General features: G+C 44.3%; 37 protein-coding genes. 34 read left to right on the top strand and 3 right to left on the bottom strand.

Annotated features, from left to right (window positions below):
* Nucleotides 1-81 precede the first annotated feature (81 nt).
* On the bottom strand, nucleotides 82-1,236 hold the full coding sequence (locus SFC25_RS17725) for a site-specific integrase (protein ID WP_411216533.1): 1,155 nt from the start codon (nucleotides 1,234-1,236) through the stop codon (nucleotides 82-84).
* Between the two features lie 43 nt (nucleotides 1,237-1,279).
* Nucleotides 1,280-1,885, bottom strand: coding sequence for a LexA family protein (locus SFC25_RS17720; protein ID WP_411216532.1), 606 nt, complete (start codon nucleotides 1,883-1,885; stop codon nucleotides 1,280-1,282).
* Between the two features lie 227 nt (nucleotides 1,886-2,112).
* On the opposite strand from SFC25_RS17720, the gene SFC25_RS17715 reads away from it, so the two are divergent.
* The 11 genes from SFC25_RS17715 (at nucleotide 2,113) to SFC25_RS17665 (ending at nucleotide 8,925) form a co-directional block, all read left to right on the top strand.
* The gene (locus SFC25_RS17715; RefSeq protein WP_411216531.1) at nucleotides 2,113-2,331 is read left to right on the top strand and encodes a hypothetical protein; all 219 of its coding nucleotides are present in this window, start codon (nucleotides 2,113-2,115) and stop codon (nucleotides 2,329-2,331) included.
* Nucleotides 2,332-2,344: 13 nt separating this feature from the next.
* A complete protein-coding gene (locus tag SFC25_RS17710; RefSeq protein ID WP_411216530.1) occupies nucleotides 2,345-2,626 on the top strand; it encodes a group-specific protein in 282 nt (93 codons plus the stop codon).
* Entirely contained in the window at nucleotides 2,623-2,847 is a 225-nt protein-coding gene (locus SFC25_RS17705; RefSeq protein ID WP_411216529.1) for a hypothetical protein, read from the top strand. The genes SFC25_RS17710 and SFC25_RS17705 overlap by 4 nt, the downstream gene beginning before the upstream one ends.
* 319 nt (nucleotides 2,848-3,166) lie before the next feature.
* The gene (locus tag SFC25_RS17700) at nucleotides 3,167-3,700 is read left to right on the top strand and encodes a hypothetical protein (protein ID WP_411216528.1); all 534 of its coding nucleotides are present in this window, start codon (nucleotides 3,167-3,169) and stop codon (nucleotides 3,698-3,700) included.
* A 13-nt stretch (nucleotides 3,701-3,713) separates the two neighbouring features.
* Complete coding sequence (locus tag SFC25_RS17695) at nucleotides 3,714-4,907, top strand: DUF2800 domain-containing protein (protein ID WP_411216527.1); 1,194 nt, start codon at nucleotides 3,714-3,716, stop codon at nucleotides 4,905-4,907.
* A gap of 217 nt (nucleotides 4,908-5,124) precedes the next feature.
* Entirely contained in the window at nucleotides 5,125-5,883 is a 759-nt protein-coding gene (locus SFC25_RS17690; protein WP_411216526.1) for a DUF2815 family protein, read from the top strand.
* A complete protein-coding gene (locus SFC25_RS17685; RefSeq protein WP_411216536.1) occupies nucleotides 5,883-7,862 on the top strand; it encodes a DNA polymerase in 1,980 nt (659 codons plus the stop codon). Before SFC25_RS17690 ends, SFC25_RS17685 begins: the two co-directional genes overlap by 1 nt.
* Before the next feature lie 10 nt (nucleotides 7,863-7,872).
* Nucleotides 7,873-8,217 carry a hypothetical protein gene (locus SFC25_RS17680; protein WP_411216525.1) on the top strand — a complete coding sequence of 115 codons (345 nt, stop codon included), beginning with the start codon at nucleotides 7,873-7,875 and terminating at the stop codon, nucleotides 8,215-8,217.
* On the top strand, nucleotides 8,205-8,333 hold the full coding sequence (locus SFC25_RS17675) for a hypothetical protein (protein WP_411216524.1): 129 nt from the start codon (nucleotides 8,205-8,207) through the stop codon (nucleotides 8,331-8,333). Before SFC25_RS17680 ends, SFC25_RS17675 begins: the two co-directional genes overlap by 13 nt.
* Complete coding sequence (locus SFC25_RS17670) at nucleotides 8,330-8,722, top strand: pyrophosphohydrolase domain-containing protein (RefSeq protein WP_411216523.1); 393 nt, start codon at nucleotides 8,330-8,332, stop codon at nucleotides 8,720-8,722. Before SFC25_RS17675 ends, SFC25_RS17670 begins: the two co-directional genes overlap by 4 nt.
* Entirely contained in the window at nucleotides 8,722-8,925 is a 204-nt protein-coding gene (locus tag SFC25_RS17665; RefSeq protein WP_411216522.1) for a hypothetical protein, read from the top strand. Before SFC25_RS17670 ends, SFC25_RS17665 begins: the two co-directional genes overlap by 1 nt.
* On the opposite strand, the gene SFC25_RS17660 is transcribed toward SFC25_RS17665, so the two are convergent.
* A complete protein-coding gene (locus SFC25_RS17660; protein ID WP_411216521.1) occupies nucleotides 8,909-9,274 on the bottom strand; it encodes a YhjD family protein in 366 nt (121 codons plus the stop codon). The genes SFC25_RS17665 and SFC25_RS17660 overlap by 17 nt on opposite strands.
* Before the next feature lie 74 nt (nucleotides 9,275-9,348).
* Here SFC25_RS17660 and SFC25_RS17655 point away from each other — a divergent pair, with 74 nt between their 5' ends.
* From SFC25_RS17655 to gpGT, 23 genes are all read left to right on the top strand, one after another.
* Nucleotides 9,349-9,489, top strand: a complete 141-nt coding sequence (locus tag SFC25_RS17655; protein WP_411216520.1) for a hypothetical protein — start codon at nucleotides 9,349-9,351, stop codon at nucleotides 9,487-9,489.
* Nucleotides 9,490-9,807: 318 nt separating this feature from the next.
* On the top strand, nucleotides 9,808-10,500 hold the full coding sequence (locus SFC25_RS17650; protein WP_411216519.1) for a sigma-70 family RNA polymerase sigma factor: 693 nt from the start codon (nucleotides 9,808-9,810) through the stop codon (nucleotides 10,498-10,500).
* The gene (locus SFC25_RS17645; RefSeq protein WP_411216518.1) at nucleotides 10,493-11,224 is read left to right on the top strand and encodes a sigma-70 family RNA polymerase sigma factor; all 732 of its coding nucleotides are present in this window, start codon (nucleotides 10,493-10,495) and stop codon (nucleotides 11,222-11,224) included. Before SFC25_RS17650 ends, SFC25_RS17645 begins: the two co-directional genes overlap by 8 nt.
* The gene (locus SFC25_RS17640; protein ID WP_411216517.1) at nucleotides 11,181-12,005 is read left to right on the top strand and encodes an HlyD family secretion protein; all 825 of its coding nucleotides are present in this window, start codon (nucleotides 11,181-11,183) and stop codon (nucleotides 12,003-12,005) included. Before SFC25_RS17645 ends, SFC25_RS17640 begins: the two co-directional genes overlap by 44 nt.
* A gap of 17 nt (nucleotides 12,006-12,022) precedes the next feature.
* On the top strand, nucleotides 12,023-14,452 hold the full coding sequence (locus SFC25_RS17635) for a virulence-associated E family protein (RefSeq protein ID WP_411216516.1): 2,430 nt from the start codon (nucleotides 12,023-12,025) through the stop codon (nucleotides 14,450-14,452).
* 293 nt (nucleotides 14,453-14,745) lie between these two features.
* Nucleotides 14,746-15,036: a VRR-NUC domain-containing protein gene (locus tag SFC25_RS17630; protein WP_411216515.1), complete on the top strand. Its 291-nt coding sequence runs from the start codon at nucleotides 14,746-14,748 to the stop codon at nucleotides 15,034-15,036.
* On the top strand, nucleotides 15,026-16,408 hold the full coding sequence (locus SFC25_RS17625; RefSeq protein WP_411216514.1) for an SNF2-related protein: 1,383 nt from the start codon (nucleotides 15,026-15,028) through the stop codon (nucleotides 16,406-16,408). The genes SFC25_RS17630 and SFC25_RS17625 overlap by 11 nt, the downstream gene beginning before the upstream one ends.
* Before the next feature lie 15 nt (nucleotides 16,409-16,423).
* Nucleotides 16,424-16,978: a hypothetical protein gene (locus tag SFC25_RS17620; RefSeq protein WP_411216513.1), complete on the top strand. Its 555-nt coding sequence runs from the start codon at nucleotides 16,424-16,426 to the stop codon at nucleotides 16,976-16,978.
* 183 nt (nucleotides 16,979-17,161) lie between these two features.
* Nucleotides 17,162-17,467, top strand: a complete 306-nt coding sequence (locus SFC25_RS17615) for an HNH endonuclease (RefSeq protein WP_411216512.1) — start codon at nucleotides 17,162-17,164, stop codon at nucleotides 17,465-17,467.
* Nucleotides 17,451-17,636: a hypothetical protein gene (locus SFC25_RS17610; protein ID WP_411216511.1), complete on the top strand. Its 186-nt coding sequence runs from the start codon at nucleotides 17,451-17,453 to the stop codon at nucleotides 17,634-17,636. The genes SFC25_RS17615 and SFC25_RS17610 overlap by 17 nt, the downstream gene beginning before the upstream one ends.
* Before the next feature lie 135 nt (nucleotides 17,637-17,771).
* Entirely contained in the window at nucleotides 17,772-18,110 is a 339-nt protein-coding gene (locus SFC25_RS17605) for a P27 family phage terminase small subunit (protein ID WP_411216510.1), read from the top strand.
* The gene (locus tag SFC25_RS17600) at nucleotides 18,107-19,741 is read left to right on the top strand and encodes a terminase TerL endonuclease subunit (RefSeq protein WP_411216509.1); all 1,635 of its coding nucleotides are present in this window, start codon (nucleotides 18,107-18,109) and stop codon (nucleotides 19,739-19,741) included. Before SFC25_RS17605 ends, SFC25_RS17600 begins: the two co-directional genes overlap by 4 nt.
* Before the next feature lie 69 nt (nucleotides 19,742-19,810).
* A complete protein-coding gene (locus tag SFC25_RS17595) occupies nucleotides 19,811-20,911 on the top strand; it encodes a phage portal protein (RefSeq protein ID WP_411216535.1) in 1,101 nt (366 codons plus the stop codon).
* On the top strand, nucleotides 20,904-21,683 hold the full coding sequence (locus SFC25_RS17590; protein ID WP_411216508.1) for a head maturation protease, ClpP-related: 780 nt from the start codon (nucleotides 20,904-20,906) through the stop codon (nucleotides 21,681-21,683). Before SFC25_RS17595 ends, SFC25_RS17590 begins: the two co-directional genes overlap by 8 nt.
* Before the next feature lie 11 nt (nucleotides 21,684-21,694).
* Nucleotides 21,695-22,858 carry a phage major capsid protein gene (locus tag SFC25_RS17585; protein ID WP_411216507.1) on the top strand — a complete coding sequence of 388 codons (1,164 nt, stop codon included), beginning with the start codon at nucleotides 21,695-21,697 and terminating at the stop codon, nucleotides 22,856-22,858.
* Between the two features lie 17 nt (nucleotides 22,859-22,875).
* On the top strand, nucleotides 22,876-23,178 hold the full coding sequence (locus tag SFC25_RS17580; RefSeq protein WP_411216506.1) for a phage gp6-like head-tail connector protein: 303 nt from the start codon (nucleotides 22,876-22,878) through the stop codon (nucleotides 23,176-23,178).
* Nucleotides 23,159-23,530 carry a phage head completion protein gene (locus SFC25_RS17575; protein ID WP_411216505.1) on the top strand — a complete coding sequence of 124 codons (372 nt, stop codon included), beginning with the start codon at nucleotides 23,159-23,161 and terminating at the stop codon, nucleotides 23,528-23,530. The genes SFC25_RS17580 and SFC25_RS17575 overlap by 20 nt, the downstream gene beginning before the upstream one ends.
* Nucleotides 23,527-23,928, top strand: coding sequence for an HK97 gp10 family phage protein (locus tag SFC25_RS17570; protein WP_411216504.1), 402 nt, complete (start codon nucleotides 23,527-23,529; stop codon nucleotides 23,926-23,928). Before SFC25_RS17575 ends, SFC25_RS17570 begins: the two co-directional genes overlap by 4 nt.
* A gap of 2 nt (nucleotides 23,929-23,930) precedes the next feature.
* Nucleotides 23,931-24,299: a tail completion protein gp17 gene (gene gp17, locus SFC25_RS17565; protein ID WP_411216503.1), complete on the top strand. Its 369-nt coding sequence runs from the start codon at nucleotides 23,931-23,933 to the stop codon at nucleotides 24,297-24,299.
* A gap of 16 nt (nucleotides 24,300-24,315) precedes the next feature.
* A complete protein-coding gene (locus SFC25_RS17560) occupies nucleotides 24,316-24,927 on the top strand; it encodes a major tail protein (protein WP_411216502.1) in 612 nt (203 codons plus the stop codon).
* Between the two features lie 3 nt (nucleotides 24,928-24,930).
* Nucleotides 24,931-25,119, top strand: a complete 189-nt coding sequence (locus SFC25_RS17555; RefSeq protein ID WP_411216501.1) for a hypothetical protein — start codon at nucleotides 24,931-24,933, stop codon at nucleotides 25,117-25,119.
* Nucleotides 25,120-25,167: 48 nt separating this feature from the next.
* A complete protein-coding gene (gene gpG, locus SFC25_RS17550) occupies nucleotides 25,168-25,533 on the top strand; it encodes a phage tail assembly chaperone G (protein ID WP_411216500.1) in 366 nt (121 codons plus the stop codon).
* Between the two features lie 35 nt (nucleotides 25,534-25,568).
* A complete protein-coding gene (gpGT, locus tag SFC25_RS17545; protein ID WP_411216499.1) occupies nucleotides 25,569-25,718 on the top strand; it encodes a phage tail assembly chaperone GT in 150 nt (49 codons plus the stop codon).
* The last annotated feature ends 9 nt before the right edge of the window (nucleotides 25,719-25,727 follow it).

The raw sequence follows: 25,727 nt of genomic DNA, 5'->3' as shown, positions 1-25,727 counted from the left end.
AGTATTGGATAAGCCTTATATATCAAGGTTTTCCCGCACTTGTTGTAGCGGTTGCCCACCAATTGCCCAACAAGTGCAGAACTACCCTTCAATATAATTGGAGTACTGATTGAGAGCATCGTCCTCAATCTTCTCTGTTACATGTAGATACGTGTCTGCTGTGACTTTCACGCTTGCGTGACCAAGTCGCTCGGACACGTATTTTATATTTGCGCCAGCTTCAAGCAGGTGGACTGCATGAGAATGTCGAAGCGCATGGGGAGACAATACGGGTAGATCCATCCGTTTACAATGGACCTTAAAGAAATCACGTACTATGTTTGTACGCAGCCAGCGACCTTCGTGCTGGTGGAATATAACACCATCCTTTGATGGCCTATATCTTTCATACTTAAGCACAGTTTCTTTTTGATTGATTCTGTGCATTTTTAATGCCTTCACAGTGAAGTCATCGAGCTTAACTTTACGAACACTCTTCTTACTTTTAGGAGTAGAAAGATAAGGTTCGGAATTGATTGGGTACACCAAAGTTTTGTCTACGTTAATTGTCTTTCTAATTTCATCAAAGTCATCCCAAGTAAGTGCAAGAGCTTCACCTATACGAAGACCTGTCCTGGACATTAAGGTAAACAGATACAAGTACTGTCGACTATGTTGATACTTCGCATTCTTCTGTGGCTTTTTCAGCCCATCCAAAAAGACAGACATTTGCTGTCTGGTGAAGTATTGGAGTTTTTCCTCCTTATCGACTTGCTTCGGTATCTTAATCCTTTGGATAGGATTTGATTTCAATACTTGGAATTCGTGTACAGCATCATTGATAGCAGAATTCATTATGCTGTGAATTCTTCTTATTGTGCCCTCAGAATACTTACCCGGAAGCTCATTGATCCACTTCTGATATTCCGTACGGTTTAATTCCTTTAGCTGATAATTACCCCAACGAGGTAAAATATTGAGCCTAACATTTCTCTCTTGGAGAGAGTAGGTTATAGGTTTTACATATGGCTTTTTATAAACTTCAAGCCAATCCTCAAAGTATCTACTTACAATCTCATTCCCGTTTTCAATGAACCCGTGATAATCGAGATCAGACTGCATTTGAGTAGCAGCTTTCCGTGCTTCAGTCTTCGTGCTGAATCCTCCGCTAGTCTTCTCACGTCTTTTACCAGTACGCTTGTCTTTGTAAACAATGCGGAACTCCCATTTACTTCCGCGTTTCCTAAACGACGCCATGTTTTCTCACCTCCTTTCAAGTTTCAATAGATAACATTAAGGCTTAAAAGTTAATGACAATCTTCTTAAGTTTTCCAGCGATATTAACACTACCGTCCGTAACGACTATAGGTGGGTAGTTACTGTTTTCTGATTGCAGAACTAAAGCACCGTCTTGTTTATAGACTCTTTTTAAAACTGCTTCGTCGTTAATAACGACTGCTGCTATCTCACCATCTTCAACTTCATTCTGCTTACGAATCAACAATAAATCCCCGTCATTTATTCGAGCACCAGTCATACTATCACCTTTAGCTCTTAGATAGAAATACTCTCCGCCGTTCAACCATTCTTTTGGCGTTGCTTCATAACCTTCGACTTCTTCAAAAACAATGTTACCGTTCCCGCACGAAATAGAACCAACGATAGGCAAAGCCATCATTTCTTGATTGGGGCTTTTTCTATCCTCTACATCATCATCAACAAGATAATCCAAACTTACATCAAAGTATTCTGCAAGTCGTCTTAGTGTGGAAAGCTTTATATTGTCTGAACCCTTTTCATAGAAGTTAACGATTGTAGTATAAGGTACTCCTGATGCTTTAGATAACTGACTCCTGTTAATTCCTCGTTCGTCCATAAGCATATCTAATTTCTCAGTAAACAACATTTTTCCTTTTCCTCCGATTACAACATTTATTTTTTAGTTTCTAATATGTAAATTTCTACGTTACAAGGTAAGTTTGGTTTCATTATACAGTAATTATTTACGCTTGTGAATAATATAATTACCCTTTGTGGTAATTTTTTCTGTCTTTTGTGTTGACAGTTCTACCATGCACGGTATATAGTTTAGTCATTCCTACCACGCATGGTAGTTTTGGGGAGGTGATGATAATGTTTCCAAACCTTCGAGCTGAAATGGCGCGGTCGGATATCGACGGGATTACTATGGCCCAATTGATCGGTGTGAGCGCCAAAACATTCAGCAGCAAGATGTCAGGCAAGACGGAGTTCAACCGGTCAGAGATGTTCACCATTAAGCGTGAAGTTTTTCCTGGCCACACTGTCGAGTATCTGTTCACTGAGGAAGAAAGTAAGAAAGTTGCTCACTGAAAGGAGGGAGCCAATGAATACATTAATCAACGTGCAGATCGACGAAGAAAAAGCCTTCCAGATATACAGAGAGAAGGTTGCAGAAGTCATCAAAGAATTTGATGGTGAGCTTGTTTACTGGGATTCAAAAGAGTTATGCCGAAGAACCTGCATGAGTTGGAAATTCATACAAGAACAGTTTTTCCATGATCCGAGATTTATCAAAACCAAGATCGGGTCCAAGTGGTTCTTCCCAGCTAAAGAAGCTCGGGAGTTTTTGCAGCAGTGGATCCGTGAGAAAGGGGCGAGGGCATGAGCAGAGTTGAGGAGTTAAAAGCGCAGTTAGTCGAAGTCGCTTCCCGGTATCTTATGAATTCATCTAGAGCAACTGACGCCATGGCAACAGGTGACACGTCAAGAGCATTAATCCATCACATGGCTGCTGATAAGAACTTTCATATTGTGCTCCAAATACAAAAACAGATTCATAGTTTACAAGCAGTTGAGGCCGATCAGAAGCTGAGGCTAGTTCATTGAAGCTGGACAAGCATGATGCGCTGCATTACTCAATGGTGGTGTTGGTCGTAGTGCTTCTGGGTTATGGCTTGGTAAACAGCTACTGAAGGGAGGTGAAAAGTTTGAAAAAGAAACGTGAGGTTTATGATTCTCAAGGTTTAATAACTTACGGTCGCAACGTGGACAGGCGTAGAGGAAAGTTCGCAAGGAAGATTCGCCGGGCAAATAAAAAACACTGATCCGCCGCCAAGCATAGATCAGTGCTGAATTTAAAAATTATTACCGCCATTGTAATACAAATCTTGGTATCTGACAAGCTACCATTTTAGGAGGAATCATTTTGAATATCCAATTAACCGTAAATGCACCTGAACTTTCAGCTGCTATCAATAATCTTGCTAATGCTTTAGGAAAATCTGAAGGCCTTCACACTGGACAAGCCATGCAAGCAATTGCAGCAGGTGCAGAACAGTTTGTTAATCAGCAACAAACTCAACAAGCACCGCCTGTGCAGCAGGAAGTGACACAGCAACAACCGCCGATTCAACAGCAGGCTCATTCAGCTGTACCGACTGCACCACCTGTGCAGCAGACACCGCCTCCAGTTCAACAGGAGCAACCGCCCATCCAGCAACAACAAGCACCACCTGTGCAACAGCAGCCGCCGGTTCAGCAAGGGGCAGTTCCTACTTCTGAAGCTAAATACACAATGCAGCAGTTGGGCGTAGCAGCTACGCAGCTAATGGACGCAGGCAAAATTAATGAGGTCCACAGAATCTTGGGCGAGTTCCAGGTACAAGCGTTGACTATGCTTCCTGAAGATCAGTATGGGGCATTTGCAACTAAGCTTCGTGAAGCAGGAGCAAACATCTAATAGGAGGGATTGCATGACGAACGATATTTCGCACGGTGATCGTGCACATGCCCTTCTATCTGCAAGTTCAGCAAAACGATGGCTTGCTTGCACTCCCAGCGCCAGGCTAGGGGAGCAATTCGAAGACAAGTTGTCGTTCTACTCAGAAGAAGGAACGCTCGCACATGAGATAGCCGAGCTGAAGCTCCGGAAGTATATGGAGCCAATGAGTAAAGGTGAATACACCAAGCAGTTGAACAAGCTGAAGAAGACAACGTATAACGATCAGGAGCTTTATCAGAAGGAAATGCTGAAGCACACTGACACCTATTTGGACTACATCAAGAAAATCACAATGAGCTTCGATTCCAATCCATATGTAGCCATTGAAAAGCGCATTAACTATAGCTCATATGCACCAGAAGGATTTGGAACGGTCGACTGCTTAATCATTGGCGGGGACAAGCTGTACGTTACTGATTTCAAGTATGGCAAAGGGCTGCCGGTCAGCGCTGAAGAGAATGAGCAAATGAAGCTTTACGCGCTGGGTGCTGTAACCGAATACGGCTTCCTCTACCCGATCAAGGAAGTGCATCTCGCCATTATCCAGCCTCGCTTGGATAGTATCTCTGAATTCTCGCTTCCTGTGGAAGACCTGCTTGCTTGGGGCGAAGAGATTAAACCAACAGCTGAGAAGGCCTTCAAGGGAGAAGGAGAGTTTGTTCCAGGAGAACACTGCAAGTTCTGCAAGGTGAAAGCTACATGCAGGGCAAGAGCCGATGAGTTTACTGCTCTTGAGGATTTCGGTCTGATGAAACCCCCTCTTATCAGTAACGAAGAGGTCGGTAAGATATTGGAGAAAGCCCAGCACCTTGATTCATGGGTGAAGGCATTAAAGGATCACGCATTGTCCGAGAGCTTGAAAGGCAACGAGGTTGCTGGCTGGAAAGCAGTAGAAGGACGCGGCAGCCGGAACTTTGTAAATCAAGATGCTGCCTTTGAACATTTGAAGGCAAATGACATTGATGAATCATTGCTCTTTGATCGTGTACCTTTAACTGTTCCAAAGATTGAGAAGCAACTAGGCAAGAAAGAGTTTCGGACTTTGTTGGAAGAACCGGGACACGTCCAGAAGACGACCGGTAAACCGACACTTGCACCAATCAGTGATAAACGGAAAGCGGTAACCAATGCGCCTGATGCGAGTGATGACTTTGGCACCGGTTAAACAGTGGGGCGTGTACAGCAACGTATCCAAAAAATACGTCTTCGGTATCTTTGAACCTACCAGAGACAAAGCTCAAAGGAAACTCTTTCAGAAGATTGGTAAGGACGCATATAAATGGCGCTTTGAATATCGTCGTATTAAAGAATTGCCTGCCCAGCAGCTAAAACCAAAGAAACCAAAGAAACCTAAGAAAACAACTCAAAGGAGAACTGATAATATGACAAACCAACAACCATCAACTCGTATCGTAACTGGGGAAGTACGTTTCAGTTTTGTAAGCTTGCTGAAGCCACGTGAAAGCCAATTTGGTGGGGATGCAAAATATGGTGTAACAATCCTTCTTCCAAAGACTGACATTGAAACAAAGCAGCGTATTGATGCAGCCATCGAAGCAGCTAAGCAACGTGGTAAAGCAGAAAAATGGAATGGTGTAATCCCTCCAACAGTTGCGGTACCAATCCACGATGGTGACGGAGTAAAACCTTCTGACGGCATGCCATTTGGAGATGAGTGCAAGGGACACTGGGTGTTCACAGCTTCTACAGGTCTTGACTACCCGCCGAAGATTGTAGATGTGGCAGGTAACCCAATTATTGATCACTCAGAAGTGTACTCCGGAATGTACGGCCGTATCGCTCTCAACTTTAATCCTTATTCCTATGCCGGTAAAAAAGGCGTCGGCGTATATATCAGCACTAACGTGCAAAAAACTCGGGACGGTGAGCCACTTAGTGGATCTGCTCCAGCTGCAGCGGATGACTTTGGTCTAGGTGGGGGAGCAGGACAAGCTCCACAGCAACAATTCAATCAAGCACCACCGCAATACCAACAACAGCCACCTGTTCAGCAAGGCTACCAGCAACCGCCAGCTCAACAAGGATACCAAGCGCCGCAGCAGCAGTACCAAGCACCACCACAGCAACAGTTTGACCCAATCACTGGTCAACCGCTTAATGGTGGCGTATATGGCATATGATCCATTCACTCAATATTGATATAGAGACTTATTCATCTGTAGACATTAAGAAGTCGGGACTGTACAAATATGTGCAGTCTCCCGATTTTGAAGTATTACTCTTTGCATACTCCGTCAACGGAGAACCGACACAAGTTATAGACCTGGTACAGGGTGGAGAAATTCCTTGGGAAGTACAGAATGCGTTACGGCACGGTAGCGTTAAAAAGCATGCCTACAATGCGGCATTTGAGTGGTATTGCCTGAGCAAACACTTCGGAATTGAGCCAGATGCATGGCTCGATCAATGGCACTGCACAATGTTCCACGGCTTGTATTGCGGCTACACTGCAGGACTTGGACCAACAGCCAAAGCAATGGGGCTGCCAAGTGACAAGCGAAAGCTTTCAACAGGTAACGCGCTGATTAAGCTATTCTGTACGCCAACAAAGCCAACCAATAAGAACGGCCAGCGTACCCGGACATTACCGCACCATGAGCCGGAGAAATGGGAACTGTTCGTTGATTATTGCCGGCAGGATGTTGAAGTGGAGAAGGAGATTGAACGTAGGCTAATCAATTTCCCGGTGCCACAACAGGAACAAGAAATGTGGGTGCTCGATCAACGGATAAATGCCACAGGTGTTGAAGTGGACCAGCAGCTTATAGAAGGAGCTTTATATACGAGTGACGTTTCAACTGATTCCCTTTCAGCAGAGTCGAAGGAAATCACCCAGCTGGCTAATCCAAACAGTGCTCCACAGTTAACAAAATGGTTAGGAGAACAAGGAGTGGAAGTTGAGAACCTTCAGAAGGCAACAGTCGAGAAACTGCTGCCAGACCTAACAGGACATGTAAAACGGGTGCTGGAGATCAGATTGGAACTCTCTAAGACAAGCGTTAAGAAGTACCAAGCCATGGATGCTGCTGTATGCGCAGATGGACGAGTACGTGGACTGCTTCAGTTCTACGGTGCCAACCGTACAGGGCGGTGGGCAGGGCGATTGGTTCAAGTGCAAAACCTGCCACGTAACTATTTATCTACTTTAGGTATGGCGCGGCAGCTTGTAAAAGATATGAAATATGAAGCTATCAAACTTATATACGGTAATGTACCGGACACGCTGTCTCAGCTTGTGAGGACGGCATTCGTACCAAGTGCCGGAAACGTTCTTGCAATATCTGATTTTTCTGCAATCGAGGCTCGAGTAATTGCGTGGCTTGCTGGTGAACAGTGGCGGCTTGAAGTGTTTCGGACACATGGCAAGATCTATGAGGCATCAGCATCACAGATGTTTGGGATACCAATTGAGCTTATCCGGAAAGGCAATCCGGAATATGAGCTACGGCAAAAAGGTAAGGTCGCAGAACTTGCCCTTGGATACCAAGGGGGCTCAGGGGCATTAATCTCCATGGGAGCACTGGACATGGGACTGGAAGAGAAGGAGCTACCAGATATCGTAAGACGTTGGCGAGCTACGAACAAGCGCATCGTTGACTTCTGGTATGCACTTGAGAATGCAGCTCTATCAGTTATGAGAACTGGTCAGCCGGTGGGCGTGAAGGGGCTTATCTTCTCCAGAGAAAGTGACATCCAAAATGGACTCGACTTCTTGACTATTCAACTTCCAAGCGGGCGAAAACTCTTTTATGCAAAACCTTTCCTTGCTGCCAATGACTTTGGTAAAGAAGCAATCCATTATTGGGGACTGAACCAGACTACGAAGAAGTGGGAGAAGATGAACACTTACGGCGGCAAATTGGTGGAGAACGTGGTGCAGGCTGTTGCACGGGATTGCTTGGCGGTCACATTGAAACGACTGGATCAAGCAGGCTATCAAACAGTAATGCACATCCACGATGAAGCTGTCCTTGATATACCGAAAGAGAATGCAGATTTGGACAAGATAGCCGAGATCATGAGCACTCCAATTGATTGGGCGCCAGGACTTAACCTGAACGCTGACGGCTTCTTGGCTGAGTACTACCAAAAAGATTGAGGTGCTGCACATGTTACAACTGGGCGAGTATAGCAAAAACCTTTTGAAATATGAAATGGATAACCGCAGGAAAAATGAAGACGATCTTATAAGTCCTGACGTTTATATGATCTCAAAGACAATCCCTGCAAGGCTTGAGAACGGCATAGTAATCAATTTCCTTAAGTATCAGCAGCTAACGAAAAAGCTTAAGAATTTCCAAGTTGAAATGAAGCTGCACCATAACAAATTGGTCATCTTATACAGTCAGAAAGGCACCAGAGGGTGCTTCGAATTATACGACATGCAGCACCATTATAAAGGGTTTATTGGTATTCCGAATGCGGTGAAGGAGCGTGAAACATGCCAAGTGTAGGAGCTACAATCGGGATCATCATTGGGGCAGTGGCAGCGGGATTGATTTTCATAGATGTACAGGAAGCAAATATTCGAAAGCTTGAGCAGCTGGACCAAGGGGAGGTTGAGGAATGAACAAGCAGTTTGAAATGGTGAAGCAGTTTCAAAAGGCAATGGAGCAGCCGGTGGCGGAAAAACCAACAGTAATGGATGCACCCAGAAGATGTGCGCGATACAACTACATGGGAGAAGAACTTCAGGAATTCTTGTCGGCAAAAACTGAAGTTGATCAAGCAGATGCAATGATTGACCTTATCTATCTAGCAATTGGGACACTTGTTGAGTTAGGGGTTAAGCCAGAAAGGTTATTTGAGATTGTCCATGAAGCTAATATGTCCAAACTCTGGCAAGATGGAAAGCCGAGATTTAGAGAAAGTGATGGAAAGGTATTAAAGCCACCGCACTTCGTAAGACCTGAGCCGCTTCTGCAGGAAGAGATCGAGCGTCAAACGGGAGCAAGCTAATGGCTAATAATAAAACACCTTGGCGTCGTCCGCCGCTGATTCTTTTCGAAGAGGACAAGCGAAAGCTTTTGAAACGGTGTAGGCATTATGAGTCACTTGGCTGCGAGATCAAAAAGAAGATTCACCACACCTACTACCGCGGTACGTTCGGTTACATGGCCGTTTACAAGTGGAGAGATGAGGATGTCAGTAAAAAGGCTTGAGCTCAAACTTTATGTCCTTCTCTACCCAGTACAAGTGACTAATCTTAGCAGTTAGTTTAAATAGCTGCTGGCCGTTAAGACGTAGGCTGCCTTGATCACCTTGAGCTCGCCAGGAGTAAATACGGTAATCATCACCTTTAGACGAGAGCTTTACATATAGTCGATACTTCCGGCGCAGCTGCTCCTGATCATGCTTCAGTACCTCTATTACGGCTTCAGCTTTGGTTATGTATATGCGCTTTGCTTTTGAATCTGATTGCTCATAGAGCTTTATGTCATTGAGGAAATTCTTATGTGCGAGATCCATGCCAATGTATTCGAGAACGGGCTTCAAGTATTCGGATGTCATGTGGCAGCTCCTTTCTTGCATAGTATAACACGAACGTACGTTTGTTATTCAAGCAAATTTTTAGGAGGAAGCCCATGAAAAACCGAAAGCGCGGTCGGAAGTGGATGCTGCTGTTCAGGACGGAAGATGGCAATCGAGTGTACGTGTACGAGCCTTTGCAGAAAGGTGAATTAAACAGCCGGCTTCGTCAGGGCTGGCGGTTAATTAAGCAATAAAAAAAGAGAGTGGGCAGATACCCATCTCTCTATCAATTAATCGAAATCCCTTGGCAGACTCGCCCATAACGGAAAAGCAGTTGTTGATGACCTGGACTAGAGTGTCTAAGATGCTGATGACCTTTGTAATAGTAAATACGCTCTTTAGTTTATTCATCATAGGCATCACTCCCTCAGCTATTATTTTTGCAATTCCGATTACGATGGCGGCGATAGTCAATACACCAGGACTAGCCTGCCAAGAGATTCGATATTTGAATATTATACCATATTTGAACCGATTTGTCAATTGGTGGCAGCGGTGGAAGGGGATATCTCATGGAAAGGAAAATCATTGATGGCGTTCTGATGACGGAAGCAGAATGCCTGGAAAAATACAGCTACCTCGTCAGGGTTATTGTTAGTAAATTGAAATTTAAAAAGGGCAGAATCATTGAACCTGATGATCTATACAATGTTGGCGCTATAGGAGTTATGAAGGCTTACAGATTGTTTGATCCGGACTACGGCTCAAAGTTTAAAAGCTACTGCGAAGTAATGGCTAGGGGTTCCATTTACCACTTCTTGCGAGACAATGACAAGTCCATCACGTTTGGTCGCCAAATTAATGAGCTTGTATGGAAATTAAATAGGCGAGGAGATAACGATCTTCCTGCTTCTGTGATTGCTGAAAGATATGCTGTCCCGTACAAAGTTGCTTCGGGAGCAATAGCATTCATGGAAAGGGTTCGATCTATGGACGCAGAGCTACCTTTTGATGATGAGGCAACGGCATCTTACTATGACATGTTTGGCGTAGAAGATGACAACTCAAGTCTCTTCGTAAATGAATTCATCGGTACATTGGATGACCGTTCACGTACCATCTTGGAACTGCGACATCGGGACATGAGCCAACATGAAATCGCTGCAGAGATTGGCTGCAGTCAAATGCATGTGTCCCGTCTGTTGGCGAAGATCGGCAAGCAATATCATTCCTACAACAATCCGAGGGAGATAGCCTATGTCTGATACAAAGCTAATTGACTGGCAGGAGTTGACTGAGGAAGAGTGCATTATGCAATTTGAAAGTCTTATCTGGAAGATCGTGAGGAAGTTCCCGACTGCTAAGAAGGGCAAATTCCTGGAACCAGAGGACTTGTTTAATGTAGGAGCAATCGGACTGATCAATGCCTATCGCAGATTCGATACATCGAAAAAGCTACGCTTTTCGACTTATGCTTTCCCTTACGTGCAAGGATATCTGCAACGGTTCATGTCTGAGAAAGAAAATGCCATAAAGCTTGGCATTCCTGCAATGAATCTATTCACAAAGCTTAAGAAAGAGGACAAGCTGCACCTTTCGATTGAAGAAGTATCGCAGCATTACGGTGTGACGCTATATATCGCAGAAAAAGCATTATCAAATGAGAAGAGTATTTATTCTTTAGATCTGGAAGTAGATAAAGGTGAAGATGCTAACACCTCTTTGTACGGAATTATCTACAGAGATGAAGACATGTCTTCTCTTTACGTCGAAGAGTTTATCCAAACTCTAACTAAACAGCGACAATTCATCGTGCGTCGGTTAATGGCTGAAGACACTAAGGCCGAAATTGCGAGGGCGCTCGGAGTAAATCATTCCCGTGTATCGTTCCTTGTTAAAGAAATCCAAAATCAATATACGAGATTCCAGAATGGGGGAGAAGAGAATGGCGTTGAGCATAACAATCAAGGAGTATGTCACGTTTCGTAAAGAGGGGTATAGCGTCGATGAAATTGCAAAGAAATTCAATCTACAGTCTAAGCAACTAAAGAGCTGGGTGTACAACCACCGGGTAAAAATTGATAAAGCGTTGGAAGGAGTAACAATTCCGGAATTTCAAAAAGAGAAGGTTCTTCGTTCTAAAGATATTCCGGAGCCGGAGCAGCCGAAACCAACTTTTGCTCCAGCAACAGCTAAGTCGGTGCCGGTAGATAAGAACACAGAGACTTTCTCCAAGATCAAGGACAAGCTCGCGAAGCAGAAAGAAGATTACGAGAAGCTTGAGCAGGATCATAAAGAGTTAAAGGACAAGCAACGTCGCCAGAATAACGATTACGAATTATTGCAGAAAGGTAATCAAGAGCTCTCCGAAATGTACCACAGCTTGAAAGCAGATTATGAGGCTCAAAGTGATAAATTGCGTGCTGCTGAGAACAAGGTAGCTGATATTGATTTGGAATATCAAAACAGCTTTAAGATAGCCAAACAAGAGTGGGACGATCAGTACAGAGATATGAAACTTGGTCTGGAACAAACGATTAGACTAAAAGAATCCACGATAAAGGAATTGTCTGCTGATGCGGAGCAACTTGCACAAGCTGACGATGAGATTGAGAGTCTGAAAGATCAGCTGGAGGCTGCACAAGAAACTTTGCAGCGGGCATTTGAGGAAAGCGAACGGTATAGAACCATGTACGAAAAAGAGGTCGTGCCTCTTCGTCAGCTGGCACTAATCAAACTGGAGGCAGACTGCAGCGCACAATTGCAATAGCCAGGAGGTAACACGTCATGCAAAACAACAGACAGATCACCATATCAACCGGTAACAGCCGGAAAGCGACACATTGGCCAGCCGAGACTCTTTACTGGTCCGAGATGGTTGACCGCCTCCGGGTAGCGCGCCGAGGTACGGAGACATTTCAGGAATACATCAAGATGTCCAAGCGTGACCAGGATGAGTTGAAGGATGTCGGTGGTTTTGTTGCCGGTACTCTTGAGGGAAATCGACGCAAGGCTTCCAATGTAACTGGCCGTGATCTTATCACATTGGATTTGGACAATATTCCTGCTGGCGGTACCGCTGATGTGCTTCGTCGCCTTGATGGGCTTAGCTGCGCTTATGCTGTCTACAGTACAAGGAAACATGAGGAGGGTAAGCCGCGATTACGTGTGCTTGCCCCTTTAAGTAGAACCGCATCAGCTGATGAGTATGAGCCGCTTGCTCGTAAGCTTGCTTCGTTGATTGGAATGAGCCTTGCGGATCCAACGACATTTGAAGCGTCCCGGTTAATGTACTGGCCGAGCTGCAGTAAAGACAGCCAGTATGTATTCGAGCATGCAGACAAACCCTTCATCGATGTGGATGGCTTGCTTGGAACATACAACAACTGGCGAGATATTCAGGAGTGGCCGGAGGTACCGGGTGCAAGTCAGTCACATGTAAAACTTGCTGCCAAACAAGGCGACCCGACGCAGAAGAACGGGGTAGTTGGAGCGTTCTGCCGGCAATATGATATTCCGTCCGCCATCGATACCTTCTTACCCGGAGTGTATACGCCTGCTGAAGATGGCAGCGATCGATATACGTACGTTGGTGGCTCAACAATGGGTGGGGCAGTGCTTTATGATGACGGGCTGTTCCTATACTCCCATCATGCTACAGATCCATGCAGTGGTAGATTGGTAAACGCTTTTGACCTTGTCAGACTCCATAAGTACGGAGAGCTGGATGATGATGCAAAAGCAGACACGCCGGTAAATAAGCTGCCGTCCTATACGTCGATGGCATCCTTTGCATTAAATGATGCAGGTGTGGCCGCCATCATGAACCAAGATAGATATGAGCAGGCTATCCAGGACTTTGGCTTGGACGGAAACAGCAGCAACAATACTCCGGCTGAAAAGAACGATATGAATTGGATCCAACAGCTGAAGATAAGTGGGACGACAGGGCAGCCTCTGAAGACAATTGAGAACACGTTGATTGCTTTAGAAGGTGACCCCAATTTGAAGGGGCGTATCCGGATGGACACCTTCGCAGAATCAGTTGTAGGGGAAGCTCCTTTTCCATGGGCTCCGCGCGATGATGAAGCAGGCTCTTTCAGGTGGACCGATCAGGACGATGCAGGCTTACGTTCCTACTTGGAGAAAATCATCGGCTTTCGTGTGAAAGACATCATCAATGATGCACTTGTACTTAGTGCCGCAAAGAATCGATTCAATCCAGTCGTGGACTATTTGAACAGTTTGAAATGGGACGGTATTCGTCGGCTCGATACATTGTTTATCGATTACCTTGGCGCAGCTGATACACCTTATACACGGGCAGTGACAAGAAAGTCATTCACGGCTGCCGTTGCAAGGGCGAATGTCCCTGGGTGTAAATATGACACGATGCCAGTATTGACTGGTGCGCAGGGTTTAGGGAAGACGACGCTTATTCAGAAGATGGGTAAAAGTTGGTTCTCCAATAGTGTAGAGTCGTTTGAAGGCAAGGAAGCTGCCGAGCTGCTGCAGGGTGTTTGGATAGTAGAGGTAGGGGAAATGAGTGCCTACAATAAATCAGACTTGAATACGATCAAGGGATTCCTCACCAGGACAGAGGATCAATACAGGGCTGCTTATGCCCGTAAAGCCGAGAAGCATCCGCGTCGTAACGTGTTCTTTGGTACTTCTAATAGAGGCGACTATCTTCGCGATCCAACCGGTGGGCGCCGGTTCTGGCCAGTCGATTGTGGTGTGCAGTCCAACAGTAAGGATGTTTTCTCTCACCTGGATGCTGAAGTGGACCAGTTGTGGGCAGAGGCCGTTATGTACTGGCGACTGGGCGAGTCCCTGATTCTAAGTGGTGAGCTGGAACAGGAAGCCAAGCGTCAACAGGAAAGCCATGCCGAACATAATCCGCGGGAAAGCCTTGTCCGTGATTTTGTGGAGAGGGACGTACCGAAGGACTGGCAGAAGAAAGATGTGCATGCACGAAAGCTGTACTGGTCTAATGAATTCGGTAAGACTGAGGTGGAGACAGAGCCTCGTGATCGAGTATGTGCAGCTGAAATATTTGTAGAGTGTTTCGGTGGTGAAATTCGTTTTATGAGGAGATCGGACACGATGGAGATTAACGATATCCTGGAGAACATTGAAGGATGGTCGAAGCATAAAAGCATCAGTAGATACGGTCCTTACGGACGTGTAAAAGGTGGATATGTAAAGCAGCAGTGAGTTGTTCACCTTCTTGTTCACTTTCTCCGATTTTGTTCACTTACTATATTTTGGAAGTGTTCACCTTGTTCACTTTGAAAAAGTAGAAAGTGAACAGAGAAAGTGAACAGGAAAAACCGCAGTATTATAGCATTTATTACTATTTGTTCACCTTGTTCACTTTAAATATATAAGAATATAAAAATAGGTAATATATAGAGTTTAGGCATATACGTATAACGCCTAATCCGCCTGTTTTTATATCTATACGTGTGTACGAGAAGAAGGTGACCAGTACCGAAGGGATGATACAGGTGAGAGAGAAAGACATTGAAAGTTATTTACGGGTACAGGTCAAGAAAGCTGGCGGGAAGGCATACAAGTTTGAATCTCCCGGCAATGATGGAGTGCCAGATCGGATTGTACTATTTCCCGGTAACAGAGTTTACTTTATAGAGCTGAAAGCACCAGGTAAAAAGCCAAGGCCTCTGCAGCTGAAGCAGATGCGAGATATCTCCAACTTCGGTTGCGATGTAAGGGTAGTGGACAGCAAAGAAGGCGTGAATGAATTTATTCAGGAAGTAGCTGGTTCGGATGCGGTTTAAGCCACACAGCTACCAGAGGTATTGTATCAACCGTGTGCTTACTTCACCAGCACTTGGATTGCTGTTGGACATGGGACTTGGTAAGACTGTCATCACACTCACAGCAGTGAACGACTTGAAGTATAACCGATTCGCCATCAACAAGGTATTGGTAATCGCACCAAAGAAAGTGGCAGAAGGTACTTGGGCGAATGAGCGTGATAAGTGGGATCACCTGAAGCTGCTTCGGATTTCAACCGTATTAGGTTCTCAAGTTAAGAGAATAAGAGCATTGAATACGCCAGCAGACATCTACATCATCAACCGGGAGAACATTCCTTGGCTGGTGGAGTACTACCGGAATAGTTGGCCATTTGACATGGTGATAGTGGACGAGTTCAGTAGTTTTAAGAATCATAAGGCAAAACGATTCAAGGCGTTAAGCAATGTACGGCCGCACATCAAACGTATCGTCGGATTAACTGGGACACCAGCACCTAACGGCCTATTGGATTTGTGGGCGCAGGTCTACTTGCTAGACGGGGGGCAAAGGCTTGGCAAACACATCACCGGTTTCCGTGAAAGGTACTTCGAGCCAGACCAACGAAGTCGTGACCGCATCTTCTCCTACGCACCAAAGGACGGGGGAGAGGAAGCCATCCAAAGACTTATCGGTGATATATGCGTCAGTATGAATGCAAAGGATTATCTGGAGCTGCCGGATATCACGTACAACACGGTACCTGTTATCTTGGACAGCAAAGGACAAGCAGCCTATGAGAAGTTGGAGAAGGAGATGCTTCTGGAAGTAGATGAATCAACTATCGATGCTGGATCCGCAGCCGTACTGAGTAACAAGCTACTGCAGCTGTGTAACGGGGCTGTCTACGACGAGGACCGCAACATTGTCCAGATACACAATGCCAAGCTTGAGGCATTCATGGAATTGATCGAGGCATTGAACAGGAAGCCGGCACTTGTCTTCTACAACTTCCAGCATGACAAGTTTCGGATACAGAAGGCCTTGGAGAAGTCAGGTCTTCGAGTAAGAGAACTGAAGACACCGCAGGATCAGGACGACTGGAACAATCGCGAGATTGATATTCTTCTAGCACATCCGGCTTCTGCAGCATACGGATTGAACCTTCAGCAAGGAGGAAACCATGTTATCTGGTTCGGGCTTAACTGGAACCTTGAGCTATACCAACAGGCTAACAAGCGACTGCATAGACAGGGACAGACAGAAAAGGTAATCATTCACCATCTTGCCGTATCAGGTGGGCTGGATGAGGATGTGGCAGTAGCACTAAATGACAAGGCGAATACACAAGAGCAGCTAATGTCAGCATTGAAAGCAAGGATAGAGAAAGCGCAGGATGATTCCAATTCCTAAAAGGGGGAAGAAGCAATGACATACTTAAACGAGAAGCAGATCGAGGAGATTGTGAAGGTATCAGCTGCTGTCGCAGTTCAGAAGGCCTTAGAGTTTATGGATCAAGAGAAAGAAAAACGTGAGACAGATAAACAAAACTTGAGATTGCGTAACACCAAGCTGTTGTTGAAACGGTACCGTTCTTTTGTCAAACACTGCGAGGACGTCGATATCGATATTAAAGAACTTGAGGAAGCAGACAACTTCCTGGAGCAGATGCAGAATAGTGAGCAGTCCGAGTATCTCGTGGAGTCTATCAAGCGAAGTAAAGAACGGACATTCGCAATGGTCAGCTTTATCCGTAAGATGTTGGCAGTGTACAAGGTGATGAGTGAGCAATCATTGCGTGCCGAAGATGCCAGAGCATACAAGGTAATCTATGATTTATATATTGGCGACGAACTAATGACAGCAGAAGCTGTGTCACTTCGGCATATGGTTGATAAGCGAACTGTGTACCGCGATGTAGAGAAAGCCGTACAAACCTTGTCAGGACTGATGTTTGGAGTAGATAGCATCAAGTTGCATTAACGGATAGCCATGTCACAAACGTGTCCTATCTTTAGCAAAAGAACCGTGTTACTATGATAGCGTGAAATAAATGTAGGACCAAGACATTGTGTCGATTCTAAAAATACAAAGCAATATCTAGTGTAAGAGGGCATGCTGCTGATTGAGTGGGCATGCCCTTTTTAATTTAAGAAGGTGATTGTTGTGGCAGAGTACAAGACAAAGCAGCAGAAGCAGAAGTTCTATAAGTCAGGACCATGGCGCAAGCTAAGGCTTGTTGCATTAGAACGTGACAACTATGAATGCCAGGAGTGCAAGCGCAAGGGTAAGTTCAGCAAGGGACAGAACGTTCACCACATCAAGGAGATCTATCATCATCCTAAGCTTGCTTTAGAGTTGGATAACCTTGAGACACTATGCATCGATTGCCACAACAAGGAACATAAGAGGACGTTCAATAACATTGGGACTAAGAAGGATAAGAAGGAGTGGAATGATGAGCGATGGTGAAATTATTCTTGGCATCTTAATCATCTGTGTTATTTATATGATTTGCTTAGGGATTATTTCTTTTATACTTGCACCAATAGTTGCCACAGTATTGGTATGGATAATTCAAGGCTTTAGAGCAATAAGAGAATTTAAGTGCAAAAGAAAATGGAGAAAAGAATACAAATAACACCCCCCGCCTAAAGATTTGGGCGTTTTTTTATGCCATGGGAACCGGGGCAGGGGGTCGATTTCCGAGATTTACAGCCTTTTCGCGCGTAAGTATAGAATTGGAATCAACTGGAAATGAAGGGAGGGGTTCAATTTGGCGAAGATTTTGCGCTCGACATTGCGTAAACGGATTGAGAAGGATTTAACTGAACAGCTGCAGGAGAAACAGATTGTCGGTAATCATTACGCGGATTTAGTACAGGACTATCTTTCCCTTTGGGATTTGAAGTGTGATCTTGTGGAAGAAATCGAGGAAACCGGTATTCAGGTTTCAGGGATGCATGGGCCTAAGTCGAACCCCTCCATCAATGACCTGCATAAAACAAATGACCGCATGTTAAAGATACTGGATTCCCTAGGGTTGAAAGCGGCAGCGGCTGACGACGGCAATGGCAAGAAGAATAAGCGCTCATCTCGTAAATCGTTAATATGATTAAGAACAAGCACGTCACGGAATATATCCAGCTCTACAAATCAGGTAAGATTAAGCTGAATAAAGAGCGCATCCAGCTAATCGATTTCCTGGAGAAACATGTACTGACCCGAGACGATATATATTTTGACGATGAAATGATTGAGAACTTTATTAAGTTCACTGAAAAGTGGTACTTTCCTCTGGAATCCTTTCAGAGATTCTTTGCTGCTTTTGTTTTTTTATTTTACAAAGCTAACGGCCGTAACTTCTTCCGTAAGTACCTGCTTATGATGGGGCGCGGCGGAGGAAAGAATGGTTTGATTACGGCGCTAACAAACTTCTTGATTAGTGAACTACATGGTATTCCGAAGTATAATGTGTCGATTGTGGCGAACTCAGAAGAACAAGCAAAGACATCATTTATCGAGATGTACGACACGATTGAAAGCGAAGAGGATTTGCAAGATGCCTTCTATTGCACAAAGGTTGAAATTAAAAGCGTAGATACAAAAGCCATTGTAAAATATCGCACATCAAATGCTGGAACAAAAGATGGTTTGCGAGACGGTTGTGTTATCTACGATGAGATACATCAGTACGAAACTAACGAAGTTGTCCGAGTATTCTCCAGTGGTCTTGGTAAAGTAAAGAACCCAAGGGAGTTTTTCATTGGAACAGATGGTTACGTTCGTGAAGGTTTCCTTGATAAGATGAAAGATCGTGCAAAGAATATCCTGGAAGGCAGTGAACTAAACGACTCACTCTTTCCGTTTATCTGTAAGCTCGACGATCCTGAAGAAGTAAAAGACCCACGCACATGGGAAAAAGCGAATCCAATGTTTTGCGAGCCCCGAAGCGATTATGCTGAAGGGCTTTTTTATATTGTGTGTGAAGAATACAAGGATTTAGATAATGACCCGTCTAACCGCGAGGAGTTCATGACTAAGCGAATGAATCTCCCGGAAGTAGACTTAACGAAATCTGTCGCCAGCTGGGAAGAGATCGAAGCTACAAATCAACCAATACCTGAGCTTAAGCACAGGGAATGTATAGGGGGACTAGACTTTGCCAGTATTAAAGACTTTGCTGCCGTGGGACTGCTATTCAAAAATAAGGGATCTTATATTTGGAAAACACACTCCTTTGTGCGTAAGGGGTTTCTGGACAAGGTTAAGCTCAAAGCCCCCATAAGAAAGTGGGAGGATATGGGTCTCCTCACTGTCGTTGACGAACCTTCGATTGATATCAATCACATCGTAGCTTGGTTTGTTGAAATGAGGGAGATATACGGATTGACTCGGATAGTGGCTGATACTTTCAGATTGGATTTGGTCAAATCAGCTTTGGAAGCAGAAGGTTTTGAAATCCTATACATTCGAAATCCTAGAGCGATACACTCCCTGCTGGCTCCTAGGGTTGAGACGATATTCGCCAACAAAAAAATCATATTTGGGGATAACCCGTTAATGCGCTGGTACACAAACAATGTCTACGTAAAAATTAAACCGGACGGCAACAAGGAATACTTGAAGAAAGACGAATTCAGTAGAAAAACAGACGGGTTTCAAGCTTTCATTCATGCGCTTTGGCAAGCTGATGCCTTGCCAGATGAAGAAGCAGAATTCTATTTAGATGCAATAGATTTTTAGTGAGGAGGTGAGACATTGGGAGTACTGGATCTATTCGGCTTAATCGGAAAGAACAAAGAGCTGGAAGTCATGCTCGATCTTGATCTCATAGACGATGCATCGAAAAAAACGAATTTAAAGCGTATGGCGATTGAAACGTGTATCGGGTTTATTGGTAGGACTCTTAGCCAATCTGAATTCAGAGTCAGGAAAGATAAAAAAACAGTTAAAGACGAAATGTACTACAGATTAAACCTCCGTCCGAATAAAAACATGTCGGCTTCTTTCTTTTGGCAAACCGTAGTACGGAAGCTAATTTATGATAATGAATGTTTAATTGTACAGAGCGACACTGGAGAATTACTTATTGCTGATTCATTTATTAAAAATGAATACGCGGTAATGGAGGATGTTTTTAAAAGCGTAGTCGTTCGGGACTACGAGTATAAACGGAGCTTCCTTATGAGTGAAGTTATCTATATTCAATATTCTAACGAAAAGCTTTCACAACTAATTGACGAGCTTTTTTACGACTACGGCGATCTTTTTGGGAGGATGCTCGAATTCCAGAAAAGGAAAAATCAAATCAGGGCTACCGTTGATATTGAAGGGCTAAACGGGAAGGCAGAAGAACAGACTAATAAGCTTCAGTCATTTATTAATCGAGTTTATAAGGCGGTAACAGAGAAAGCCGTTGCGGTCATCCCTCAGCAAAAAGGATTCACCTATAAGGAACACCAACAAAATACAACAGTTGGTCCAAGCGTAGATGAAATTAATAAGGTCACGGATGGATTTATGACCCAAGTAGCAGCTGCTCTTGGAATCCCGGTTGTAATGCTTAAAAGTGAGATGGCAGATTTAGAGAAGCCCACACGTAATTATATGGTGTTCTGTATCAATCCCTTGGCTAAGAAAATTAGCGATGCCCTTAATTATACGGTTATAGATCGAGAAGATTATTTGAAAGGCCAGTATCTCGAAATTCGTACACCGACTTACAGTAATATCTTTGATCTTGCAAATAGCATTGATAAGCTAATTGCCTCCGGAGCTTGGAACAGAAATGAACTGCGAGACAAGGTAGGGGATGACATGGTAGACAACCCGGTAATGGACGAGTACGTAATGACCAAGAATTATGAGTCTATTGATAAAACAGGTGATGAAGGAGGTGAAGAAGATGAGTAAAGAGCTCAAGGAACAGTTGATGAGTATGATGACCAAAAAATCAGATGTTCGATTTGAAGCGAATGCGGACAGCAAGGAAGCGCGGTTGTATATTTACGGACCAATAAGCAGTTGGTCTTGGAACGGTACGAGTGCCAAAAGTATGCAAGAAACATTAACAAACACTAAAGCTGATACAATTCACGTCCATATTAATTCGCCAGGTGGATCAGCATTCGACGGCGTGGCAATAGGTACACTCCTGAAGAATCACAAAGCGAAAATTGTAGTACATGTAGATGGCTTCGCTGCGTCTGCTGCTTCTGTTATTGCTATGGCGGGTGATGAAATCATCATGCCTGAGAACACAATGCTCATGATCCATAGAGCATCAACAATTGAGTGGGGTAATGCGGCTGCGTTTGAGAAGACTGCAAGGGACCTTCGAAAAATCGATACTGCACTTGCAGCTTCATATAAGAAACGCTTTATAGGAGAAGATGGAGAATTGGAGCAGCTGCTGGATGACGAAACTTGGCTTACTGCTGAGGAAGCTGTGGCTTTCGGTTTAGCAGATACAGTCAGCGATGAGATTGAAATTCCAGAGCTCGAAGATGAAGAAGATAATCCGGCGGAAGAACAACCGGAGGAATATGAAAACAGCAAGGAAAAGCTACTCGCGAAATATGGAGTAGCTGCACAAGCAAATAAAAATAAACCAAAAGAGACTAATCCTAATCCTGCTCCAGAAATTTCGATGCAGAACTTGGCTAGTCTCTTTTTAAAATTATAGGAGGGCAAACCATGCCGAAAATTAAATTTGTAAACTTCGAGGAAAAGAAAACAGCCTTTGCGCAGGCTGTAGAAAGCGGTGACCAGGAGGCGCAGGCTACCGCACTCAGCGATATGATTGAAGCTTTGTCTAATGATGTACGGGCAGACATCTTCAATCAAGTGCAGAGTAATATGGCCGATCAATCTGTTTTGCAGTCTCGCGGCGTAAACATGCTGACAAGCGAAGAGACTAAGTTCTTTAATGCTGTTATTGAAGAGGGCGGATTCAAGGACAAGGACACGCTCCCTAAAACAACACAGGAACGTATTTTTGAGGATCTTGTAGAAGCACATCCATTGCTTCAACAAATTGGCATTCAAAACCTTGGAGCTGTAACAGAATTCATTTACTCCGATCCAGAGGGCGCTGCCGTATGGGGCGATTTGTTCGAAGGTATTAAAGGACAATTGAACGCGACATTCCGTAAAGAAACAATTACGCAACTCAAACTTACTGCGTTTGTGCCAATTGCCAACGACATGCTACAGCTTGGACCTGTTTGGGTTGAACGTTATGTACGTACAATGATCTCTGAAGCTATGACAGTTGGATTGGAGAGAGGCTTCGTAGCAGGGAATGGCCAGAAGCAACCAATCGGCTTATTGTACCAAGTTGGTGAAAATGGTGCAGTTACTTTGAAAGAGTCTGCAGGTACATTGACCTTCCGACCAGGACGCACAACAATCAACGAATTGAAGGGCGTTGTCGAAAAGCTTTCCATCCGTCCGGTAAATGGCACAGACAAAGTAAGAAATATTGCTGGCAAAGTGGTTATGGTCGTAAACCCGTTTGACAGCTTTGGGATTCAAGCCAATTCAACTGTTCAAAATTCTGCAGGTGCTTATGTACAAAGTTTGCCATTCAACCCAGTAATCACAACTTCTGCATTCGTTCCAAAAGACAAGGTGCTCTTCTTTGTTCGAGACCAATACGTTGCTGCTATTGGTGGTGCAATGACCATCAACAAATTCACTGAAACAATGGCAATGGAAGATGCTACGCTGTACATCGCCAAGCAATTCGCAACAGGTAAGCCAGTTGATAACTACGCTGCACAAGTGTACGACTTAAATCTTGCAATTGAAGAAGACACAACTGCTCCAACTACTCCAGAGGAGCCAACTGGCGTCTAATCTAGGAGGTGGCATAGATGGCTGATGTCACAGATGAGTTATTGCAGGAATTCAAGGATCGGCTTCATATATCTCATAAAAGCGAGGACAGTCACCTTGAAAGGTTGCTGTCCTATTCTTATGCTGATATATCGGATAAGTGCGGTTCTTTCCCATTGGATACAGCTAATCAGGGCAAAGAGTTGGTACTTGAACGCTCACGCTACGCCTATAACGATGCCTTGGAGTATTTTGATCATAACTTCTTAGCCCAGATCAATAGTTTCGCGCTAAGCAATCTTCCAGATGAGGAGGTTAGCGATGAGACAACTCAAGTATAAAGAGCCTCGGAAGCATTCGGGCGAGTTGCGTACACAGGTGGCGTTCTTTGGAGCGAAACCGAACGAAGGACCTATGCCGGGAGAATCGAAAGACATTGACCTGTACAAGTGTTGGGCAGCAGTTGATCAAGTGTGGTTAAGGGATTTAGAACAGGCTAAGGCAAATGGCACGTTATCCGACCTCACTATCACAATTCGTGATCCAGGCGCAGATTATCGGCCAACAGATAAGCACTATGTGAAAGTGTTTGAACCGGAGTTCGAACATCTGAAATACAATATCCGGACAGCTCAACCCAACCTGAAAGACCGTCGTTTCATTGATATCGTGGCGGAGGTGTCCACTCGATGAGTGTTAAAATTCAAGGCTTTGAAAAAATGATGAGACAGCTGGAAGATCGGTTTGGACCTGGCAGAATGCAGCGTATAAGCGACCAAGCGTTAAAAGCTGGTGCCCAGGTTTATGTGAAAGAGCTAAAGAGTCAGCTAGAAACATTCAGGGATACTGGAGCGACTGTCGATGAAGTAACGATATCAGAAACTTATACAGATACAAATGGGAACAGAACCATCAAGATACATTGGAAAGGTCCAAAAGATCGATTTCGTATTATTCATCTGAATGAATGGGGAACAGTCAAAAATCCAAACCCTGCTGGTAAAGGTGCAATTGCTCGATCGCTGCAATCTGCTAAGGCTGCATATCGAAAAACGATTAAGCAAGCGATTGAGAGGGAGGCAAGTAAATGATTATGGAAATATACAATTCCCTCACTGCTGACTCCCTTATATCTACCTTAGTAGGAGAAAGAATTAAATTTTATGAATACCCACCATCCGGGGATGTTACTGGTTCCTGGATTGTTATCGATCCAATAGGACCGCCATTGCCTACTGACTATGCGGATGACAAGCCTACTGCCTACGAATATCTTTACCAAATTGATGTCTGGAGCAAGACGGATACAGAGCAGAAAAGCATTGCCCGTCAAATTGGTGAGGTGCTGCGTCGTGAACTTGGAGCTGGTCAGTACGGTACCGGTGTTGATGAATGGGATAAGGACCTAAATATATTTCGCGATGGTCGGCGTTACAGGCTGAAAGAATATCTACTAGATTAAGAGGAGGAAATTGAACATGGTTAAAAATTATCGCGCTTCTACTGGAGTAGACGAGTTTTACTACAGCGAGCTTGATGAGACAAGCACAGAAATTACAAAAGGCGTCATTGAACGCATTAAATTTCTACAGACATTAGAAATCGAAGCTCCACAGGAAATTACTCGCGGGTACGGAGATAACAAGACTGCTGAGATGGCTGTATCTAATGGCGATACAACAGTTACCAGCGCTTTCCATAAACTGCCGGTCGAAGATAGAGGGCGGTTGCTCGGCTTAGAACAGGTGGACGGTATCTATTCCTACGGTGGATCCGATAACCCTCCCTACGTTGCATGTGTTTTTGCGAAAACTCACGAAGACGGTAGTAAAGAATGGGTAGGCTTACCCAAAGGTATCTTCACTCGACCGGCCATCAATGGGCAGACAAAAGAAGACGGTACCGAGTTCCAAAATAACGAAATTGAAGCACAGTTTATGGATCGTGAAATTGAAGGGTTTGCAACTGAAAAGTCAGTGCTTTTTGCAGTAGATGAAAAAGGTTCTACAACTAATCGAGACGCGTTGTTTATGAAAATCTTCGGTAAGCCGTATCCCACAGCTGCAGCGCCAGATCCGGAAGGAGTGTAATCGATGGCAGCAAAAAAGAAAAAGTATGAGGTTATCGATTCCTTTAAAGACCTTCAAGACGGTAACAAGGTTTATCACACAGGTGATCGTTATCCTAATCCAGCGAATAAAAGTATTCCTGAAGAGAGAATCGACGAGCTGCTGTCTTCTGACAATAAGCGCGGTAAACCGGTCATTAAGGAAGTAGAGTAAATCAAACCATCAAGGGAGCTACGGCTCCCTATTTAAAGGAGAATGAAAATGGCTAACTTAAAACGTAACATGCTTGAACTAGTTGAGAATCCCGAAGAGGTACTATCCGGCGGAGAACCGGATTTGAAAAAATACTGGACGCCTCCATTTATCCCATTGAGTGTTGTTCGCGAAGCGATGCAAATGGAGAAGGACATGGATGGAGAGACTGATCAAGACGAGATGCAGCTCTTTGATCGTATGATTGAGTTCGTTGCAAAGCGCATATACAATGATCAATTTACAGTTGAGGATGTGTATAACAAACTACACGCTCCAAACGCTATCCAAGTAATCCGTGATCAAATCACATTTATTACTCAGGGGAATCAAACAGACGAAACAAAAAAGTTCCTGGAGAAGAAACTCTCGTAGACGAAGACTTCTCGCCAGCAAAACAGCTAGAATACATGGATAACTTTATTGGAGATTTATATAAGCAGGATGGTGACATAAACAAAATCCTAAACATGCCGTATATGTATGTAATGGATTTGCTGAAAGATCGTAAGAAACCAAAAGAAGAGAAATCCCTCATTGCTGCGTTTGGCGGCGGTTGAGGGATTTTT

The organism is Terribacillus saccharophilus (genome assembly GCF_046592595.1).
In the GTDB taxonomy this organism is placed as follows: domain Bacteria; phylum Bacillota; class Bacilli; order Bacillales; family Amphibacillaceae; genus Terribacillus; species Terribacillus saccharophilus_C.
This window is presented reverse-complemented; position numbering and strand designations above follow the sequence as displayed.

Coding starts and splice junctions, on each gene's coding strand:
- SFC25_RS17715 (WP_411216531.1), top strand. CDS start 2,113: ATGTTTCCAAACCTTCGAGCTGAAATGGCGCGGTCGGATATCGACGGG.
- SFC25_RS17595 (WP_411216535.1), top strand. CDS start 19,811: ATGCTCGATCTTGATCTCATAGACGATGCATCGAAAAAAACGAATTTA.
- SFC25_RS17610 (WP_411216511.1), top strand. CDS start 17,451: ATGATGAGCGATGGTGAAATTATTCTTGGCATCTTAATCATCTGTGTT.
- SFC25_RS17575 (WP_411216505.1), top strand. CDS start 23,159: ATGAGACAACTCAAGTATAAAGAGCCTCGGAAGCATTCGGGCGAGTTG.
- SFC25_RS17580 (WP_411216506.1), top strand. CDS start 22,876: ATGGCTGATGTCACAGATGAGTTATTGCAGGAATTCAAGGATCGGCTT.
- SFC25_RS17555 (WP_411216501.1), top strand. CDS start 24,931: ATGGCAGCAAAAAAGAAAAAGTATGAGGTTATCGATTCCTTTAAAGAC.
- SFC25_RS17590 (WP_411216508.1), top strand. CDS start 20,904: ATGAGTAAAGAGCTCAAGGAACAGTTGATGAGTATGATGACCAAAAAA.
- SFC25_RS17675 (WP_411216524.1), top strand. CDS start 8,205: ATGCCAAGTGTAGGAGCTACAATCGGGATCATCATTGGGGCAGTGGCA.
- SFC25_RS17720 (WP_411216532.1), bottom strand. CDS start 1,885: ATGTTGTTTACTGAGAAATTAGATATGCTTATGGACGAACGAGGAATT.
- SFC25_RS17655 (WP_411216520.1), top strand. CDS start 9,349: ATGAAAAACCGAAAGCGCGGTCGGAAGTGGATGCTGCTGTTCAGGACG.
- SFC25_RS17670 (WP_411216523.1), top strand. CDS start 8,330: ATGAACAAGCAGTTTGAAATGGTGAAGCAGTTTCAAAAGGCAATGGAG.
- SFC25_RS17560 (WP_411216502.1), top strand. CDS start 24,316: ATGGTTAAAAATTATCGCGCTTCTACTGGAGTAGACGAGTTTTACTAC.
- SFC25_RS17640 (WP_411216517.1), top strand. CDS start 11,181: ATGGCGTTGAGCATAACAATCAAGGAGTATGTCACGTTTCGTAAAGAG.
- SFC25_RS17690 (WP_411216526.1), top strand. CDS start 5,125: ATGACAAACCAACAACCATCAACTCGTATCGTAACTGGGGAAGTACGT.
- SFC25_RS17705 (WP_411216529.1), top strand. CDS start 2,623: ATGAGCAGAGTTGAGGAGTTAAAAGCGCAGTTAGTCGAAGTCGCTTCC.
- SFC25_RS17695 (WP_411216527.1), top strand. CDS start 3,714: ATGACGAACGATATTTCGCACGGTGATCGTGCACATGCCCTTCTATCT.
- gpG (WP_411216500.1), top strand. CDS start 25,168: ATGGCTAACTTAAAACGTAACATGCTTGAACTAGTTGAGAATCCCGAA.
- SFC25_RS17660 (WP_411216521.1), bottom strand. CDS start 9,274: ATGACATCCGAATACTTGAAGCCCGTTCTCGAATACATTGGCATGGAT.
- SFC25_RS17620 (WP_411216513.1), top strand. CDS start 16,424: ATGACATACTTAAACGAGAAGCAGATCGAGGAGATTGTGAAGGTATCA.
- SFC25_RS17725 (WP_411216533.1), bottom strand. CDS start 1,236: ATGGCGTCGTTTAGGAAACGCGGAAGTAAATGGGAGTTCCGCATTGTT.
- gpGT (WP_411216499.1), top strand. CDS start 25,569: ATGGATAACTTTATTGGAGATTTATATAAGCAGGATGGTGACATAAAC.
- SFC25_RS17650 (WP_411216519.1), top strand. CDS start 9,808: ATGGAAAGGAAAATCATTGATGGCGTTCTGATGACGGAAGCAGAATGC.
- SFC25_RS17585 (WP_411216507.1), top strand. CDS start 21,695: ATGCCGAAAATTAAATTTGTAAACTTCGAGGAAAAGAAAACAGCCTTT.
- SFC25_RS17680 (WP_411216525.1), top strand. CDS start 7,873: ATGTTACAACTGGGCGAGTATAGCAAAAACCTTTTGAAATATGAAATG.
- SFC25_RS17635 (WP_411216516.1), top strand. CDS start 12,023: ATGCAAAACAACAGACAGATCACCATATCAACCGGTAACAGCCGGAAA.
- SFC25_RS17645 (WP_411216518.1), top strand. CDS start 10,493: ATGTCTGATACAAAGCTAATTGACTGGCAGGAGTTGACTGAGGAAGAG.
- SFC25_RS17665 (WP_411216522.1), top strand. CDS start 8,722: ATGGCTAATAATAAAACACCTTGGCGTCGTCCGCCGCTGATTCTTTTC.
- SFC25_RS17710 (WP_411216530.1), top strand. CDS start 2,345: ATGAATACATTAATCAACGTGCAGATCGACGAAGAAAAAGCCTTCCAG.
- SFC25_RS17570 (WP_411216504.1), top strand. CDS start 23,527: ATGAGTGTTAAAATTCAAGGCTTTGAAAAAATGATGAGACAGCTGGAA.
- gp17 (WP_411216503.1), top strand. CDS start 23,931: ATGGAAATATACAATTCCCTCACTGCTGACTCCCTTATATCTACCTTA.
- SFC25_RS17625 (WP_411216514.1), top strand. CDS start 15,026: ATGCGGTTTAAGCCACACAGCTACCAGAGGTATTGTATCAACCGTGTG.
- SFC25_RS17600 (WP_411216509.1), top strand. CDS start 18,107: ATGATTAAGAACAAGCACGTCACGGAATATATCCAGCTCTACAAATCA.